Here is a 14,456-nt window from a genome sequence, read left to right on the forward strand (position 1 = left end):
CGAACTGGTGCGATTTCGGAACGATGAACGGCTACGTCGAACGTCTCCTCGAACGTGACGAGATTGCTTATGAGAGGATGGTAACGTCCCTCGATGCCGGAGAGTTCGAAATGGCGAGAGAGCGTGCTGAGAGTATCGAGGGCGCAGTCGTGGTCGCCGTCACGAACGACGACGGCGAGGTACTCCTCGTTCAGAACGACTGGATGGACGGGATTGGCCTTCCCGGTGGCGGCGTCGAACCGGGCGAGGAGTGGGAGCGGGCGGCGTCCCGTGAGGTCCTTGAAGAAACTGGTGTCCCCGTCGAAATAGAGCGGCCGTGGCGGGTCACGCACGACTACTTCGAACATGGTGACGAACGCTTCGATGGGGGATACACGGTTTTCTATCGCGCTATCCCGACGGAGGGCGAAACCCTTGCCACCGACCCCGGCGTCGGAGACGAAACCATCGAAGTTGTCGGGTGGTTCGACGATGTTCCGGCCGAGTCGATACAACCTGCGCTCGTCCGGGCAGTGTTGAACGACGAGGTGTGACCGCCCGAAAACCGTGTCCCATTTCAGCACACGCGACGGAGGGGTGAACGTGAGCGCCGACACGCCTGTTCGCGTCGAAGTGCATCCGGGCCGCGAGGCGGTGGTGGAGTTCGACCCCGACCTCACCTTCGAGTGCGTCGATAGCTGTACGTGGTGTTGTCACCACGGCGTCATGCTGTACGACCGCGAATACTTCGAGTTGGGAAACCACGCCGACCTTAACGAAGCGACCACCGAGTTCCGCGGCGAGGATTTCGTGCGCCGCGAGGAGAAAGACCACGACGAGACGGCGGAAGACGGCTGTGCCTGTCACTTCCTCCACGAGGACGGCCTCTGTGAGTTGCAGGCCGAAAACGGCTGGAAACCGGCCCGGTGCTTCGTTTATCCGGTTTCCATCCGCGAGGAGAGCGGCGAGATGCACGTCGATATCCGCGAGTCGGCGTGGGACCACTGCGAGGGCATGAACGTAAGCGACCGCAAAATCATCGACCACTTGGACGCCTTTCTACCCGAATATCTGTGGGACGTGGAGAACCCGGATTCGGTTCGGGAACTCTGAGGATTCGCGGAATTCGCCGTCCTGTGATTGGCGAAATCCGCACGGCACAGCGACCGTTCTCAGTATCTTCCCGACGCCGTTTCGGCGTCGTTGGCGGGCGAGTTCGTCCCGTCACCGGAACGCCGCTCCGCCACCATCCCGCCGAGTGCGCCGAAGACGATGGGATAGGCCAGACCGAGGAAAATCGCCGGGATACCGTCCGGTGTGGCGGTTACCGGGGCGTTAGCAGCGGTGGCAGCGAAGGCGAAGGTACCGACGACGAACAACGGGAAGTATCCGACCGCGATACTGGCTCCGGCGTTTCGCGGTCCGTTGGCACCTGGCGTCGTTCCGGTCCGAACCGCCACGTATCCCGCGCCGACCAGGAGGATGGGCGGGACGAGATAGAGAAGGAAGAACGGCCCGCCGGCCATCGCAAGGAAGGACCGGTTCGTGAGCGACCGGAAGCCGTTGATCGTATCCGCCGTCGGAAGACTCGTCGGTACGAGATGGGTGTTGTAAAACACCCATCCGGAAAGCACCCACCGCGGCGGCGATGTCCCGAAGATATGTGAGAGCGACGTCGCGTCGAGATACTTCCCGGGAAGTTCGATGGCCATGATTTTGCCGGTACGGCCCGCCGTCGCCACGGACGTCAGGAGGTATCCGACGAGATACGCTCCAATACCGAGGGGAACGGTCCGCCGGAGGGGGAGATGGGTCCGAACCATTACTCACATTATATCTCTCCGGTGACGTCATATCTCTTTTCCACCGGAACGCCGAAAACGAGCCGTACCACCGCTGGCCGGACCTAGGAACCCTGATGACAACACCCGAATCGTGTTGGGATCCGCTCGGGGTGATACGTTCTCCGATCAGTAGCTGTGTACTATAATCTGATGCCATATTATATATCATTTCTAGAATCTGTGCAAGATATTTCGAGTAATATAAAATAGGAACTAATCTCTAGAAAAGATTTAACATATGGATACTTGTGTAATCGATTGCATACATGCAAATAAACGGTCGAAAGACGAAAATCGCACTCGCGGTGGTAGTCGTCGTCGTCGGGATTCTCGCCGGCGTCGGCACGTGGGCGTTCTGGACGGACACCGATTCGAGCACGGGCAACACGGTCGAGGCCGGGACGATGGACCTCGCTATCAACGGAAGTGCAAACGGAACGACGGAGGACTTCAATCTCGTCAACGCACAACCGGGTGACGAGGTGTCACACACCTATGCGCTGACGAACGAGGGGTCGACGGCCGCCGACCACCTCGAAATAGGGTTCAACTATACCGAGAACGATCTCCGAGCCGAACCGAACGACTCGGATCTCAGCAACGAGTTGAACGCGGCGGAGACTGCGAGCCTCATTCGCGTACAGACGATGCAGTACGAGAATCCGCAGGGTACCGTTGTCGACGACATCACCGCCAACGTGACGGACACGAACGGAAACGGGTACGTCGACTTGGCGGAGGTGAACGCACAGACCGGAGCGCTCGACGACCTCCAAGCGCCTGCTCCGAACAGCACGAGTACGACGTACTTCGTTCTCGACCTCGAAGTCGCGAACGACAACGCCGGTTACTGGACGGGCGGGAATATGGCCGGTAATCTGACCGGCACCGACGAGGACGTGATGGCGGATGGAGTCGACATCGCCGTCAACTTCACGCTCAATCAGGACAGTAGCCAGTAACCTTCACGCGCCAAATTTATTTTAACGACTGAAGACTTGGTATCAATGATGAGGTCCGTCTCTCCCTCCCGGGTCGGTTGGATCGTTCTCGGTGTCCTGTTGCTTCCCATCGTCGGGCAGATACTGTTCACGATCCTGCCGGGACTGGGGAGCTACATCGTACTCAGCGGGAGTATGACGCCGGCACTTCGCCCCGGAAGCGTGGTGTACACGTACGATTCGGGGCACTACGAACCCGGCGACGCCATCACCTTCGTTCAGGACGGCGACCTCGTGACGCATCGAATCGTTCGGGAGACGAACGATGGATTCGTGACGAAAGGCGACGCTCGGACGAACCCGGACTCCTTCGTCGTGAAACCGCATCGGATTCGCGGCGAAGTTCTCCTGTCCGTTCCGCTGTACGGCTATCTACTCCACCCGGTTTTCTCGCGGAGCGTGTACCTCTACGCGATAGTCGGCGGGGGTACCCTCGTAATCGTCGGCGGATATATTCTCGTCACACACGAATAAATTTCCCACGGCACAAAGCTTCATGAATGAGCGGGAGAGATGGCTATCCACGGTGAGTCGATGAAGAAGATATCGAGGCGTCGCGCATTGCGGCTGTTTGCGGTCGGTGGTGGTTCGTCGGCGATGGGGGGACGGGGAACCGCGACGTACACCACCTCGGATTCGGCGGGTGGGTCAACCGACCAAGGGACGCTCGACCTCAAACTGCAGGGAGCGGATGCCGACCGACTCCCCGCGGACGGCGATTTGGTGCTCGCCTCGGGCGGTTCGTACGTCAAACGAACCCGACTCACGAACGACGGAAGCGTCGACGGCGAGTCGGTCGGTCTCGCCGTGTCCACAGTGACGACCGACGAGGGAACCACGGAATCCGGCGAGTCGAACACGTCTACCGGGGACGGGGGCGAACTCGACGACGAACTGCAACTCAAAGCCTCGCTCGAACGGAACGGCACGTCGATCGGATACTTCTTCGGGAGCACCTCGTCGTTCGCGTCGTACGCTACGGCCGCGTCCGGACCTGAGCAGACGATCGGGCTTTCCTCACCCCTCGATTCGACCCCGACCGACTTCGTCCTCGAACTGTTCTACCCATCCGGTTCGACCGCTGCGCTCGGCGACCGGTTGGTCTTCGACCTCGATGTCACCCTGAACTCGGGCGTCTCTTCGACCGGATGGCGCGACGTGGACACGACGCGGGTCGCGCTCCAAGCCGGTGGTGGACAGGCCGCCGACCCAGTGGTCACCACGCTCACCCAGCAGGAGTACTCCTCGGTCACGATGGAGCAGGCGTTCCTCGCGCAGGGACGCGTCGGGGGGCCGGGCAGCGGCGTGACCGAGCATCGGTTGGGACCGACGGTCAACAACCCGAAAAACCGGGCCAACAAGGACTGGCAGAACAACGAAACCCGGCCGTTCACGCTGACCTACGACCCGCAGACCCAAACCGTCGTGTACGGGAATCAGGGGGTAGGGGACTTGACCTACGCGCCGTCGGATACCGGTCCGTACACAGATTTACTGCTTTATGCCATCGCGCCGTCGTCGTCGACCACGCAACTGAACAATCTTCGCCTCAACGGCAGGCAGCTCGGACAGAACATACAGATTAGCAACGGTGGTGCCGCGATTCGCGTGTCGAACGTCTCGCTCGAAGAGGGGTTCACGCTCCGCGGGAACGCGCGGATGCAGTGGTCCGGCAACAAGCCGTCGCAGGACACGCAGTTCTATCGGCTGCGCGTCGGTCGCGTGACGTCGGCCATGGGAACGGTGGCCGCCGATTCGGACGAACGCACCCCGGAACCGATGGGGCTCCCGCCACGGAACGGACCGTATCTCGTTCGGTAGCCACTCGGTCCGTCATCCCGACCCGCTGATGACCGCCCACAGGGCGAACACGACGATACCGCCGAGGGAGGTGCTCGCCACGGCGTGCATCCGGAGTTTGTCGAGGAGGTGGTGTGCGTTGTCGCTCAACTGGGCCACCTCGTACACCTCGCCGCCGAGTTCGCAGCGAGGGAGGAAGTCCATGGCGACGTGGAGGAAGACACCCGCGGCGAACCCGAAGACGAGGCCGTTTATCGCGGCGCTGGACGGGAGTTGGAGGAGCGCGGAACCGATGGCCGTAATCCCGATTCCGGCGGCGGGGAGGAGCAGGACGGAGGCGGGATTTCCGCCGTCTCGGAGTCGGTGGGCGGCGACGTACCCGGCGGGTCCCTTGTGCGAGACGATGGCGAGGCCGAGGAGCAACCCGAGGTCCGGCATGTTGCCGTAGACGAGGCCGATGATGGCGCCCGCGGCGAACGAGTGGGCGGTCAGTTCGACGGACGTGTGGTCGAGCGCGGTGTCGAGGTGGGTCGCTCGGTGGCCTATCGTGTGGGCGCTAAAGCCGACCAGAATCCCGAAGGCGATGCCGAACCCGCCGAACTCCGGCTGGTGTGAAATCGCGCTCGGGATCAGGAAAACTGCGGCGCTGGTTATCATCGCGCCGCTCGCCAAGCCGAAGGCCCAGACGAGCTTTTTCGCGTGCATGGAGTCGCTCGTCCCCTTCGAGAGCGCGGCACCCGCGGCCATGGCCGCGAACGCAACCCACGCGATGACGAGGACTTTGGACAGCCCCGCCGTCACCCCCACCCCGGTGAGGACGACGAGGGCGACGAACCCGGCGACGCCGAGCCGTGACAGTCGTGGCATGATTATTAATCTTCTCTCTAATGTTGTTAAGTCCGTCGGTCGGCCACCACAAAGCTATTGTCGGACGACGGCACGTGAAACAACGATGGAGACGAAGACGATTCGCGGTGCCCGCTTTTCGGTTCGCGCGGCACAGACCCTCGTGGCGTACCTCCTCTTCAGACTCACCGTTCCGTTCGCGGGTGAACTGGTGTACGGCACGCTTTCGCGTCTCGGCCTCGACGCCTTCGTCGCCGGGTCGCTCGGCGTGCTGGCGCTCGCTCCCGTCCTCGCCATCTCCTTCGGCGTCCCGTTCTGCTGTTTCGCCTGCTGGTACTACTGGCGGTCGTGACCATGCGTGCCCTTCGATTCACGTGGCGCGATTGCCTGTTCGTCCACTGGCCCGTCGATGCCGCCCCGCTCGAAAACGCGATTCCCGATTCGCTGGCGCTCGACAGGTACGACGGACAGGCGTGGGTCAGCGCCCTCGCTTCGACCATCGAGAACGCGAGACTTCCCGGCACCCCGAGGGCGCTCGGCATGACGTTTCCGCAGGTCAACTTCAGAACCTACGTCCGCCTCGGCGACGCCACCGGCGTCTACTTTTTGAGCCTCGACACGGCGAGTCGGCTGGCGACACGCGTGGCACGACGGCTGTATCACCTGCCGTACTTTCACGCCGACATTACGGTCGAAACCGACGGAACGGACGAGACGAGTACCGCGGAACGAACGCATCGCGTTCGGAGCCATCGATTCCATCCCGAAACGCTCCCGGTCGAATTCGAGGCGACGTATCGCCCGAATGCTACCGCAACCGTCCCCGAATCCGGGTCGCTCGCCGACTTCCTCGCGGGGCGCTATCGGCTGTTCGTCCCGCAGGCCGAAATGACCGCCCGCGTCGAACACGACCCGTGGACGCTTCACCCCGCCGAGGCCGACGTCCGCGCCGGTTCGCTCTTCGATGCCGTCGGTCTGCCGACCCCCGACGCCGAACCGCGGGTTCGGTACTGCCCGGAGATGGAGTTTCACGTCCACGCACCCAAGCGATTCCACTGAGTCACTCCCGCGTCGCCTGCCGCCACTGCTTCAGACCGACGATGTCCCCGTTTACCTCCTGTGCGTCCGTGGCGGCCCAGACGAACAGTCCGGCCACGTCCTCCGGGTCGCGTCCCCTCCCGCCCATCATGTCGGTTCCGACCACGCCGGGGTCGACGCCGACCACAGCTCCGTCGAGTTCGGCCGAAAAGCCGCGGACGAGCGCTTCCGCGGCGGCCTTCGAGACGGCGTAGGAACCGTAACCTGCGTGGGTTTCGTGGCCGATACCCCCCGTCGGAACGAGGACGCGGGCGTCTTCGGCGAGGTGGGGAAGCGACTCCCGGATCGTCGTGTACACCCCGCGACAGTTCGTCCGAAGCGTGTCGTCGAAGGCCGCGTAGGATTCCGTCGTCAGCGGCGTTTCGCCCGGCGCGCCGTGATAGACTCCGGCGTTCGCCACCACCACGTCGATACCGCCGTCACCCTCTCGGGCGGCGGTTTCCATCAGTCGCTCCATGTCGAATTCGTCACGAACGTCGGCGCGGAGGCCGATTGCGGTGTTGCCCCGTTCCTCGATGACTTCGACGCTCTCCTCGACTTCCTCCACGTCCCGTCCACAGAGGGTAACGGTCGCGCCTTCGTCCGCGAACGCCGCCGCGATTCCTCGACCGATTCCTCGCGTCCCACCCGTGACGATCGCCGTCAATCCGTCCATGGGGGGACGACGGAGGCGACCGTAAAATCGATTGTCGTCGTCCCCCTTCGAACTCCCCCGTTGCAGTTAACCCCCGTGCAGTGCAAGTGAAAACCATGTATCAGCCGGGCCACTGCGGCGTGGCACTCGCGCTCTATGCGCCCATCGGTTGCGGTCTCGTTGCGACCGGGTCCCCGACGTACGCCCTCCTCGGCGGTGTCATCACCGTCGTCCTCACGATGATTCCCGACCTCGATACGCGAACTCCCCGACTCGAACACCGAGGGCCGACGCACTCCATCGCGTTCGCGGGAACCGTCGGGATACTGACCGCCCTCGCGGGTGGCCTCCTCGGCGGCGTGCAGGCGGCGGAGTTCGGCCTACTGGTCGGCACGCTCGCCATCGTTTCCCACCTGCTCGCGGACGTCATCACGCCGATGGGCGTCCGTCCGTTCTGGCCACTCTCGGAGCGGAACTTCACCCTCGATATCGTGCCCGCGAGCGACCTGCGTGCGAACGTCCTCCTGTTCGTCCTCGGCCTCGTGTCGGCGGGCGGCGCGTGGACGCTCGGCCACCTCCTCGGATGATCTTCGTGACTATCGCAGGTGCTCGTCGAGGAACGCCGCTTCGTAGCCGACCGCTTCATCGAGCGCATCGTCGTACACGTCGAAGTGACCGACCGGAAGTTCGACGTACGTCGCGTCGGCGGCCTCCGCCGCGGACCGAACCGACGATACGGGGACGATGTCGTCGTCCCGACCCCCGACGAAGAGCAACGGACACGGCACGTCCTCCACGACCGAAACCGGCCGGTAGAACGGGATTTCGAGGAAGACGCGGGCCGGGACTTCGTTGTCCCACACCGGCGGGTCGGGAACGATGGTTTCCATTCCCTCCATCGCTCCCGGCGCGTTGAGTACCGCGAATTCCTCGGGATATCCGGCGATGGGGACCGTGTATGGACCTCGGAACGTGTACTTCCTGACGAGGTCACGGACGCCCGCGAACGTCCCCTTCAGGATCTTTTTGACGCCGGACGCGCGGGCGACGGCCCGTCCGTCCACGAACGGAACTTGTGCGATGACCGCGGTGATTCGATGGTCGTCGGCCGCCGCTTGGATGACGTGCCCGCCGCTGTAGGACGTCCCCCAGAGCGCGATGTTGCGTCGGTCGACGGCGTTCAGTCCCCGGACGTGGTCGATGGCCGCCTCCCAGTCCTCGACGTGCCGACCCGCGTTCACGAGGTTTCGCGGTTCGCCGTCGCTGTCTCCGAAGTTCCGGTAGTCGAAGAGGAAGACGGCGTACTCGCGGGCGACGAACTCCTTCGCGATTTCCGGCAACCCGAAGGTTCGCTCCGCTCCGAACCCGTGTGCCATCATGACGACGGGCGGATTCGAGACGCCCTCCGGCGTGTAGAGCCACCCGGCACAGCGCGTTCCGTCGCTCTCGAAATCGGCGTCGTTCCTCGCGTACCGCAACCGTGATAGCTCGCGTCCCCGTGTCTTCGTCATTATCTCCTAGAGGACGACGAGGAACATAAAAGTCGTCTCACGGGTCAACGAACGATAGCTCCTCCTTCTTTCCCGTGACGGCCCGCATCATGCACCCTCGGCACACCCACAACTCGCCGGTTCGTCCGACGAGGTGCGTCCCGTTCGACTTCCGTCGTTCACAGATGTCACATACCCCCATACCGAAGCCGTCAACTCCCGTGAATGTCAAACCCGCCCCTCCGCGGAACCGCAACCGGTTTTTCGAATCGGACTCTGTTACACGTATCGGGAAACGTTTATAGCTGACTGAATGTTCAGTCAGTGCACGACGCGTTACCGAAACTCGCAGATACCTCACCTCGCTCGGAAACGGCCGCGTGAGGACCCGCCGCGCTACCGAACACACTATCACGACTTCATGCCAGACATACACACGAACGCGACACGGAAACAGACGGCCGCCGTGACGTTGACCGACGTCCGCAAGACCTACCACCGCGGCGAACCCGTTCACGCCCTCGACGGCGTCGACCTGACCATCGAAACCGGGTCCTACACCGCCGTCATGGGGCCGAGCGGGTCGGGAAAGAGTACCCTGATGAACGCCGTCGGCTGTCTCGACATGCCGACCGACGGGTCGATTACGGTGAACGGCACCGAGGTGACGACGCTTTCCGATTCCAAGCGGACGACCCTCCGAGGCGACGAAATCGGGTTCGTCTTCCAGACGTTCAACCTGATGCCGAAGCTCACCGCCAAGGAGAACGTCGCCCTGCCGATGGTGTTCCAAGGGGTAAAGGCGAGGCGACGCAACGAGCGGGCGAGCGACCTCCTCGAACGGGTCGGACTGGGCGACCGGTTGGATCACCGTCCGAACGAACTCTCGGGCGGCCAGCGTCAGCGGGTCGCGATTGCGCGTGCGTTGGCGAACGACCCCGCCATCATCCTCGCCGACGAACCGACGGGCAACCTCGATACGGAGACGGAGGGCCAGATACTCTCCCTGTTCGAGGAGCTTCACGACGAGGGCAACACCATCTTCCTCGTCACCCACGAGCGGGTCGTCGCCGAGCACGCGGACCGAATCGTCCACCTGTTGGACGGCGAAATAGAGCGCATCGAAACCGTCGATTCGCCGCGGCGGGTGGAGGCGAACGCATGAACGTGCGCCAGAGTTTCGCGATGAGTTGGCGGTCCATCCGTGACCACAAACTCCGCTCGGTACTGACGACGCTCGGCATCATCATCGGCGTCGGGTCGGTCATCACGTTCGTCACGCTCGGCGCGAGCCTTCAGGCCGCCGTCGTCGGTCAGGTCACCACCGAGGACAACCCGTCCATCGTGGCGAGCGTCGGCCCGCCCAGTTCCAACGATGGACCCGGTGGTCCACAGGGGCAGGGGAGTTCTCTGCCGGTGTTCACCGAACACGACGTCGAGCAGTTGCGGGGGCTCTCGAACGTGGATTCCGTCGTGCCGCAGGGGAACGTGCAGGTTTCCTCCATCGCCCACGACGGGCAAACCATCGGCTGGGAAAGCGTGACCGCGACGACGCCGGATTCGTTCGCCGCCGACTCGTTCGAGTCGGGACGCACGTTCACGCCCGGGGAAGACGAAGTCGTCCTCAACGAACCGGCCGCGACCCTGTTCTCGACGAACGTCACGACCGGTGACACGCTCACGCTTCAGTTCGATAGCGGCCCGCGGAACGTGACCGTCGTCGGCATCCTCAACGCCTCTGCCACCGCGAGCGCGTTCGGCGCGGCACAGCCCCAGATATACGTCCCGACCGACCCGTTCTACGGCACGACGGTGAAGAGTCCGACGACGGGCGAACGGCAACGGGCCTACTCGCAGGTCACGGTTCGGGCCGTCGATTACGACCACGTGGACGGCGTTCAACCCGCCGTCAAATCGTACCTGTCGAACGAATCCGACGCGAGCCGACTCAAACCCGCGTCCTACGAGGTGTCCCTCCAGACGAACCAGCAACTGGTGGACCAGATTCAGGAGGTCATCGGGACGTTCACGAGTTTCATCACCGGTATCGCGGTCATCTCACTCATCGTCGGGGCCATCGGCATCGCCAACATCATGCTGGTGAGCGTGACCGAGCGTACCCGCGAAATCGGCATCATGAAGGCCGTCGGCGGGCAGAAACGGGACATCATCCAACTGTTCCTCGTCGAGGCGGTCATCCTCGGCGTCATCGGGTCCGTCGTCGGAACAGTCGTCGGCATCGCGGGCGGGTACGCCGCCGCGCAGGCCATCGGCTTCGACCTCGCGTTCGCGCCGAAGTGGTTCGCCATCGCCATTGTCGTCGGTATCGGCGTCGGACTCGTCTCGGGGCTTTACCCGGCGTGGAACGCCGCGAGAATCGACCCCATCGACGCGCTCCGACACGAGTAATCCTTTTTATTCTTCCATCAGCACCGATTCGACGTACTCCCGTGCGGTTTCGCGCGCCTCTTCGAGCGCGTTTTTCTCCTCAAGGGAGGCGTAGCGCGTTCGTGCCCCGTCGACGATGAGCATGAGCGCTTCCGCCGCGTGTTCCGGGTCCGCCACCGTGAACACGCCGGAGTCCGCTCCGTCGGCGATGACCGTTTTGAGGAGATAGCAGGTGTACTCGTCGTTGCGCTGGAACTGCTCCCGTACCGCGTCGTTGTACGGGGCTTGTGCGCGCATCTCCAGCATGGCCACCATGAAATCGCGGTTCCCCTCGCGGTCGGTCAACAGGCGGTCCAACAGCAGGTCGAGTCGCTCCTTCGGGGCCGTCGTCTCGACTTCGTGAACCCTGTCGATGAACTTGTCCAGCAGGAAGCTGAGGAACGCCGCGAGCAGGTCGTCCTTCGTGTCGTAGTAGTAGTGGATGGCCGCCGTCGATTTACCGTACTCCTCGGCTATCGTCTGCATCGTCATGTTCGCATAGCCGTGGTCACAGAGCGCTCGATAGGTGGCCCGCATTATTTCGAGTTCGGATTCAGAACGCTCGTCACCGTCGGATGGCTCTGCCATTAACTAAACAACTAGTTATCGCGGCAAAACGCTTGTGGTCGTCCACCGAACGGGGTTTTCGGCATTTCCGGTGCGTCTCGTGGAACCCGACCGTGTCGTCGGACGGTTGTGACGGGCGAACAACAAAACGCTTAACGGAGGTGACTAACTATTCAGTAAGTAGATGAAACGACATCGCTCGACCGGGCCACTGCCCGAGACACATGAAGCGGTCATGGACGCTACACATCGCGCACTCTGTGAGCACGGCTATGCGAACCTCACGATGCAACGTATCAGCGACGAACTGGGGAAGAGCAAGTCGCTCCTCCACTACCACTACGACGGCAAAGAGGAGTTGCTCGTCTCGTTTCTCGAACACCTGCTCGACGAATTCGATCGAACGGTTTCGACGGAGGGACACGAGAACGGGGAAGAGACGCTCCGGTTTACCGTCGGAACACTCCTCCCCGACGCGGACTGTCACGCCGACTTCGACACCGCCATGTTGGAGATGGGGATGCAAGCGCCGTACAACGACGACTTCCGGGACCAGTTTCGGACGAACGACGCCCGCTTGAAGGACCTGTTCTCGCACATCGTCGCGGACGGCGTCGAGCGCGGCGAATTCGAGGAAATAGACCCGGACCGGGCCGCCGAGCACCTGCTGATACTCCTCGACGGCGCTCGCGGTCGAAGCGTCGTCCTCGGCACCGACGCCCCCAACGACGTCGGTCGAGCGGCGATTCACGATTTTATCGGTCGAATAACCGTCGGAGGTGACGGCGAATGAGCGCCGGAAACCGTGACGTGAACCTCACAGACGGTGACCTGTTCAAACCGCTGTTGTTGCTGTCGGCACCCATCGTCGCCAGTCAGTTGATGCAGGTCGTGTACAACCTCGCCGACACCTTCTGGGTCGGTCAAATCGGCTCCGGGGCGGTGAGCGCGGTTTCGTACGCGTTCCCGCTCGTCTTCCTGCTCATCAGTCTCGGAACCGGGTTCTCCATCGCCGGAACGGCGCTCGTCTCCCAGAACAAGGGCGCGGGCAACCACGAGCGCGTGGACCACGTCGCCGGACAGACTATCACGTTCACCATGCTCGCCTCGTTGGTCTTCGCGGTCATCGGCTACTTCGTCGCGCCGACCCTCGTCTCGCTCATCGGCGCGACGCCGGGGTCGCAGGTGTACCGATGGACCGTGGAGTTCACGCAGACCACGTTCGTCGGCGTGTTCTTCATGTTCGGCTTCTTCATGTTTCAAGCGCTCCTGCGCGGGTGGGGCGACACGAAGACGCCGATGTACCTGATGGCGTTCGGCGTGACGCTCAACATCGTCCTCGACCCCTTTTTCATCTACGGGTTCACGAACAACCTGCTGTTGGAGACCCTCGGACTCGGCGGCCTTCAGACGACCCTCCTCAACCTCACCGGATTCACCGGGTTCGGGGTTCAGGGCGCGGCCATCGCCACCGTTCTCTCCCGGGGTGTCGGCGCGGTCATCGGACTCGCCATCCTGTTCAGCGGGCGGGTCGGTATCCACCTCACGCCCGATAACATCGTTCCCGACCCGGAGACCATCGGGAAAATCGTTCGTATCGGCGCTCCCGCCAGCGTGGACATGTCGATGCGGGCGCTCGGTATCACGTTTCTGACCGCCATCGTTTCGATGGCCGGAAATCCCGCGGTTGCCGCCTTCGGTATCGGCAACCGACTCAACTCGCTCGTCTTCCTCCCGAGCATCGGACTCGCACAGGGGACGACGACGGCCGTCGGCCAGAACCTCGGCGCGGACAAACCGGAGCGGTCGGAGCGAGCGGTGTACTACGCGTCGATGACGCTAGCGGTCGTGCTCGCCGTGGTGAGCGTCCTCGCGTGGGTGTTCGCGGAACCGGTCGTCGGAATATTCGTCGGCGACAGCGCAAACCGTGCACGGGTCATCGAACTCGGCGCACAGTACCTCCACATCATCGGGCCGACGTTCCTGTTCCTCGGCGTCTTCCGAGTCGTCACGTCGGCGTTCCGTGGGGCAGGTGATACCACCACCGCGATGGTGTTCACCATCCTCTCGCTGTGGGTGTTCCGCATTCCCGTGGCGTACTACCTCCTCAAAGTGGGTGACATGGGTGCGACGGGTGTCTGGTACGCCATCGCGTTCTCGAACACCGTGACAGCGATTCTCGCCTTCCTCTGGTTCCGACGCGGGACGTGGAAGACGAGCGAGGTCGGCGAAGCCAACACGCCGTCCCCCGCGGACTGACGCGACCCTCGGGCGTTTTCACCCTCGTCACCGAAACACCTGTACCGGCCGGCATCCATACCGGAAACGTGCCTAAACGAATTCTCGTCCCCGTGGACAACGCACCACAGTCGGATAGCGCGCTCGAACACGCACTCGACATCTATCCGGACGCGACCCTCGTCCTCGTTCACGTCCTCGACCCCAGTAGCTGGATCTCCTCGGACGAGTACGGGGACATCCTCTACGACGATTCCGTCGAGGGCACGAAGAAATCGGCGGCCGACGAACTCCTCTCCGAGATGCGGCGGACGGCCGAGGAGTCGGGTGCGACGGTGGAAACGGAACGGTTGATGGGTCGCCCGGCACACACCCTCGTGGAGTACGCGACGGAAAACGACGTCGACGGCATCGTCATGGGAAGCCACGGTCGAAGCGGACTCGACAGAATCGTTCTCGGAAGCGTCGCGGAATCGGTGACGCGGCGGGCCACGGTTCCCGTCACCATCGTCCACTGAGTTATCGCGTTTCG

General features: G+C 63.0%; 19 protein-coding genes. 13 read left to right on the top strand and 6 right to left on the bottom strand.

Annotation, left to right across the window (positions count from 1 at the left end; translation table 11 throughout):
* The first annotated feature begins 23 nt into the window (after positions 1–23).
* Both ACGYLY_RS01775 and ACGYLY_RS01780 read left to right on the top strand, forming a co-directional pair.
* The gene (locus ACGYLY_RS01775; protein WP_395283808.1) at positions 24–533 is read left to right on the top strand and encodes an NUDIX hydrolase; all 510 of its coding nucleotides are present in this window, start codon (positions 24–26) and stop codon (positions 531–533) included.
* A 49-nt stretch (positions 534–582) separates the two neighbouring features.
* Entirely contained in the window at positions 583–1,092 is a 510-nt protein-coding gene (locus ACGYLY_RS01780; RefSeq protein ID WP_395283809.1) for a hypothetical protein, read from the top strand.
* A gap of 59 nt (positions 1,093–1,151) precedes the next feature.
* Here ACGYLY_RS01780 and ACGYLY_RS01785 read toward each other — a convergent pair whose 3' ends face one another.
* Positions 1,152–1,802 (bottom strand): transporter, encoded by a 651-nt coding sequence (locus tag ACGYLY_RS01785; RefSeq protein WP_395283810.1) that lies wholly within the window; start codon positions 1,800–1,802, stop codon positions 1,152–1,154.
* Positions 1,803–2,089: 287 nt separating this feature from the next.
* Between ACGYLY_RS01785 and ACGYLY_RS01790 the strand changes: the two genes are divergently transcribed.
* The 3 genes from ACGYLY_RS01790 (at position 2,090) to ACGYLY_RS01800 (ending at position 4,645) form a co-directional block, all read left to right on the top strand.
* The gene (locus tag ACGYLY_RS01790; RefSeq protein WP_395283811.1) at positions 2,090–2,785 is read left to right on the top strand and encodes a TasA family protein; all 696 of its coding nucleotides are present in this window, start codon (positions 2,090–2,092) and stop codon (positions 2,783–2,785) included.
* A 45-nt stretch (positions 2,786–2,830) separates the two neighbouring features.
* Entirely contained in the window at positions 2,831–3,298 is a 468-nt protein-coding gene (locus tag ACGYLY_RS01795; RefSeq protein ID WP_395283812.1) for a signal peptidase I, read from the top strand.
* Between the two features lie 123 nt (positions 3,299–3,421).
* Positions 3,422–4,645 carry a choice-of-anchor W domain-containing protein gene (locus tag ACGYLY_RS01800; RefSeq protein ID WP_395283813.1) on the top strand — a complete coding sequence of 408 codons (1,224 nt, stop codon included), beginning with the start codon at positions 3,422–3,424 and terminating at the stop codon, positions 4,643–4,645.
* Positions 4,646–4,657: 12 nt separating this feature from the next.
* Here ACGYLY_RS01800 and ACGYLY_RS01805 read toward each other — a convergent pair whose 3' ends face one another.
* Entirely contained in the window at positions 4,658–5,491 is an 834-nt protein-coding gene (locus ACGYLY_RS01805; RefSeq protein ID WP_395283814.1) for a ZIP family metal transporter, read from the bottom strand.
* Between the two features lie 85 nt (positions 5,492–5,576).
* Here ACGYLY_RS01805 and ACGYLY_RS01810 point away from each other — a divergent pair, with 85 nt between their 5' ends.
* Together ACGYLY_RS01810 and ACGYLY_RS01815 are read left to right on the top strand one after the other, a co-directional pair.
* Entirely contained in the window at positions 5,577–5,822 is a 246-nt protein-coding gene (locus ACGYLY_RS01810; RefSeq protein WP_395283815.1) for a hypothetical protein, read from the top strand.
* 2 nt (positions 5,823–5,824) lie between these two features.
* Positions 5,825–6,529, top strand: coding sequence for a YqjF family protein (locus ACGYLY_RS01815; protein ID WP_395283816.1), 705 nt, complete (start codon positions 5,825–5,827; stop codon positions 6,527–6,529).
* Between the two features lies 1 nt (position 6,530).
* Here the strand turns inward: ACGYLY_RS01815 and ACGYLY_RS01820 are convergent, their stop codons facing one another.
* A complete protein-coding gene (locus tag ACGYLY_RS01820; RefSeq protein WP_395283817.1) occupies positions 6,531–7,223 on the bottom strand; it encodes an SDR family NAD(P)-dependent oxidoreductase in 693 nt (230 codons plus the stop codon).
* A gap of 95 nt (positions 7,224–7,318) precedes the next feature.
* On the opposite strand from ACGYLY_RS01820, the gene ACGYLY_RS01825 reads away from it, so the two are divergent.
* Positions 7,319–7,789 carry a metal-dependent hydrolase gene (locus ACGYLY_RS01825; RefSeq protein WP_395283818.1) on the top strand — a complete coding sequence of 157 codons (471 nt, stop codon included), beginning with the start codon at positions 7,319–7,321 and terminating at the stop codon, positions 7,787–7,789.
* Between the two features lie 9 nt (positions 7,790–7,798).
* Here ACGYLY_RS01825 and ACGYLY_RS01830 read toward each other — a convergent pair whose 3' ends face one another.
* Both ACGYLY_RS01830 and ACGYLY_RS01835 read right to left on the bottom strand, forming a co-directional pair.
* Positions 7,799–8,713: an alpha/beta hydrolase gene (locus tag ACGYLY_RS01830; RefSeq protein ID WP_395283819.1), complete on the bottom strand. Its 915-nt coding sequence runs from the start codon at positions 8,711–8,713 to the stop codon at positions 7,799–7,801.
* 37 nt (positions 8,714–8,750) lie between these two features.
* The gene (locus ACGYLY_RS01835) at positions 8,751–8,894 is read right to left on the bottom strand and encodes a hypothetical protein (protein WP_395283820.1); all 144 of its coding nucleotides are present in this window, start codon (positions 8,892–8,894) and stop codon (positions 8,751–8,753) included.
* A 219-nt stretch (positions 8,895–9,113) separates the two neighbouring features.
* On the opposite strand from ACGYLY_RS01835, the gene ACGYLY_RS01840 reads away from it, so the two are divergent.
* Together ACGYLY_RS01840 and ACGYLY_RS01845 are read left to right on the top strand one after the other, a co-directional pair.
* Positions 9,114–9,857, top strand: a complete 744-nt coding sequence (locus ACGYLY_RS01840; RefSeq protein WP_395283821.1) for an ABC transporter ATP-binding protein — start codon at positions 9,114–9,116, stop codon at positions 9,855–9,857.
* Positions 9,854–11,101, top strand: coding sequence for an ABC transporter permease (locus ACGYLY_RS01845; RefSeq protein ID WP_395283822.1), 1,248 nt, complete (start codon positions 9,854–9,856; stop codon positions 11,099–11,101). The genes ACGYLY_RS01840 and ACGYLY_RS01845 overlap by 4 nt, the downstream gene beginning before the upstream one ends.
* Before the next feature lie 6 nt (positions 11,102–11,107).
* Here the strand turns inward: ACGYLY_RS01845 and ACGYLY_RS01850 are convergent, their stop codons facing one another.
* A complete protein-coding gene (locus ACGYLY_RS01850; RefSeq protein WP_395283823.1) occupies positions 11,108–11,707 on the bottom strand; it encodes a TetR family transcriptional regulator C-terminal domain-containing protein in 600 nt (199 codons plus the stop codon).
* Positions 11,708–11,870: 163 nt separating this feature from the next.
* Between ACGYLY_RS01850 and ACGYLY_RS01855 the strand changes: the two genes are divergently transcribed.
* The 3 genes from ACGYLY_RS01855 (at position 11,871) to ACGYLY_RS01865 (ending at position 14,442) form a co-directional block, all read left to right on the top strand.
* On the top strand, positions 11,871–12,479 hold the full coding sequence (locus tag ACGYLY_RS01855) for a TetR/AcrR family transcriptional regulator (RefSeq protein WP_395283824.1): 609 nt from the start codon (positions 11,871–11,873) through the stop codon (positions 12,477–12,479).
* Positions 12,476–13,945 carry an MATE family efflux transporter gene (locus tag ACGYLY_RS01860; RefSeq protein WP_395283825.1) on the top strand — a complete coding sequence of 490 codons (1,470 nt, stop codon included), beginning with the start codon at positions 12,476–12,478 and terminating at the stop codon, positions 13,943–13,945. The genes ACGYLY_RS01855 and ACGYLY_RS01860 overlap by 4 nt, the downstream gene beginning before the upstream one ends.
* A 68-nt stretch (positions 13,946–14,013) precedes the next feature.
* A complete protein-coding gene (locus ACGYLY_RS01865) occupies positions 14,014–14,442 on the top strand; it encodes a universal stress protein (protein ID WP_395283826.1) in 429 nt (142 codons plus the stop codon).
* Positions 14,443–14,456: the final 14 nt, after the last annotated feature.

It is taken from the genome of Haladaptatus sp. CMAA 1909 (assembly GCF_043952005.1).
GTDB lineage: Archaea > Halobacteriota > Halobacteria > Halobacteriales > Haladaptataceae > Haladaptatus.

Coding starts and splice junctions, on each gene's coding strand:
- ACGYLY_RS01850 (WP_395283823.1), bottom strand. CDS start 11,707: ATGGCAGAGCCATCCGACGGTGACGAGCGTTCTGAATCCGAACTCGAA.
- ACGYLY_RS01820 (WP_395283817.1), bottom strand. CDS start 7,223: ATGGACGGATTGACGGCGATCGTCACGGGTGGGACGCGAGGAATCGGT.
- ACGYLY_RS01795 (WP_395283812.1), top strand. CDS start 2,831: ATGATGAGGTCCGTCTCTCCCTCCCGGGTCGGTTGGATCGTTCTCGGT.
- ACGYLY_RS01855 (WP_395283824.1), top strand. CDS start 11,871: ATGAAACGACATCGCTCGACCGGGCCACTGCCCGAGACACATGAAGCG.
- ACGYLY_RS01805 (WP_395283814.1), bottom strand. CDS start 5,491: ATGCCACGACTGTCACGGCTCGGCGTCGCCGGGTTCGTCGCCCTCGTC.
- ACGYLY_RS01815 (WP_395283816.1), top strand. CDS start 5,825: ATGCGTGCCCTTCGATTCACGTGGCGCGATTGCCTGTTCGTCCACTGG.
- ACGYLY_RS01775 (WP_395283808.1), top strand. CDS start 24: ATGAACGGCTACGTCGAACGTCTCCTCGAACGTGACGAGATTGCTTAT.
- ACGYLY_RS01830 (WP_395283819.1), bottom strand. CDS start 8,713: ATGACGAAGACACGGGGACGCGAGCTATCACGGTTGCGGTACGCGAGG.
- ACGYLY_RS01825 (WP_395283818.1), top strand. CDS start 7,319: ATGTATCAGCCGGGCCACTGCGGCGTGGCACTCGCGCTCTATGCGCCC.
- ACGYLY_RS01860 (WP_395283825.1), top strand. CDS start 12,476: ATGAGCGCCGGAAACCGTGACGTGAACCTCACAGACGGTGACCTGTTC.
- ACGYLY_RS01785 (WP_395283810.1), bottom strand. CDS start 1,802: ATGGTTCGGACCCATCTCCCCCTCCGGCGGACCGTTCCCCTCGGTATT.
- ACGYLY_RS01835 (WP_395283820.1), bottom strand. CDS start 8,894: ATGGGGGTATGTGACATCTGTGAACGACGGAAGTCGAACGGGACGCAC.
- ACGYLY_RS01840 (WP_395283821.1), top strand. CDS start 9,114: ATGCCAGACATACACACGAACGCGACACGGAAACAGACGGCCGCCGTG.
- ACGYLY_RS01810 (WP_395283815.1), top strand. CDS start 5,577: ATGGAGACGAAGACGATTCGCGGTGCCCGCTTTTCGGTTCGCGCGGCA.
- ACGYLY_RS01800 (WP_395283813.1), top strand. CDS start 3,422: ATGGGGGGACGGGGAACCGCGACGTACACCACCTCGGATTCGGCGGGT.
- ACGYLY_RS01845 (WP_395283822.1), top strand. CDS start 9,854: ATGAACGTGCGCCAGAGTTTCGCGATGAGTTGGCGGTCCATCCGTGAC.
- ACGYLY_RS01790 (WP_395283811.1), top strand. CDS start 2,090: ATGCAAATAAACGGTCGAAAGACGAAAATCGCACTCGCGGTGGTAGTC.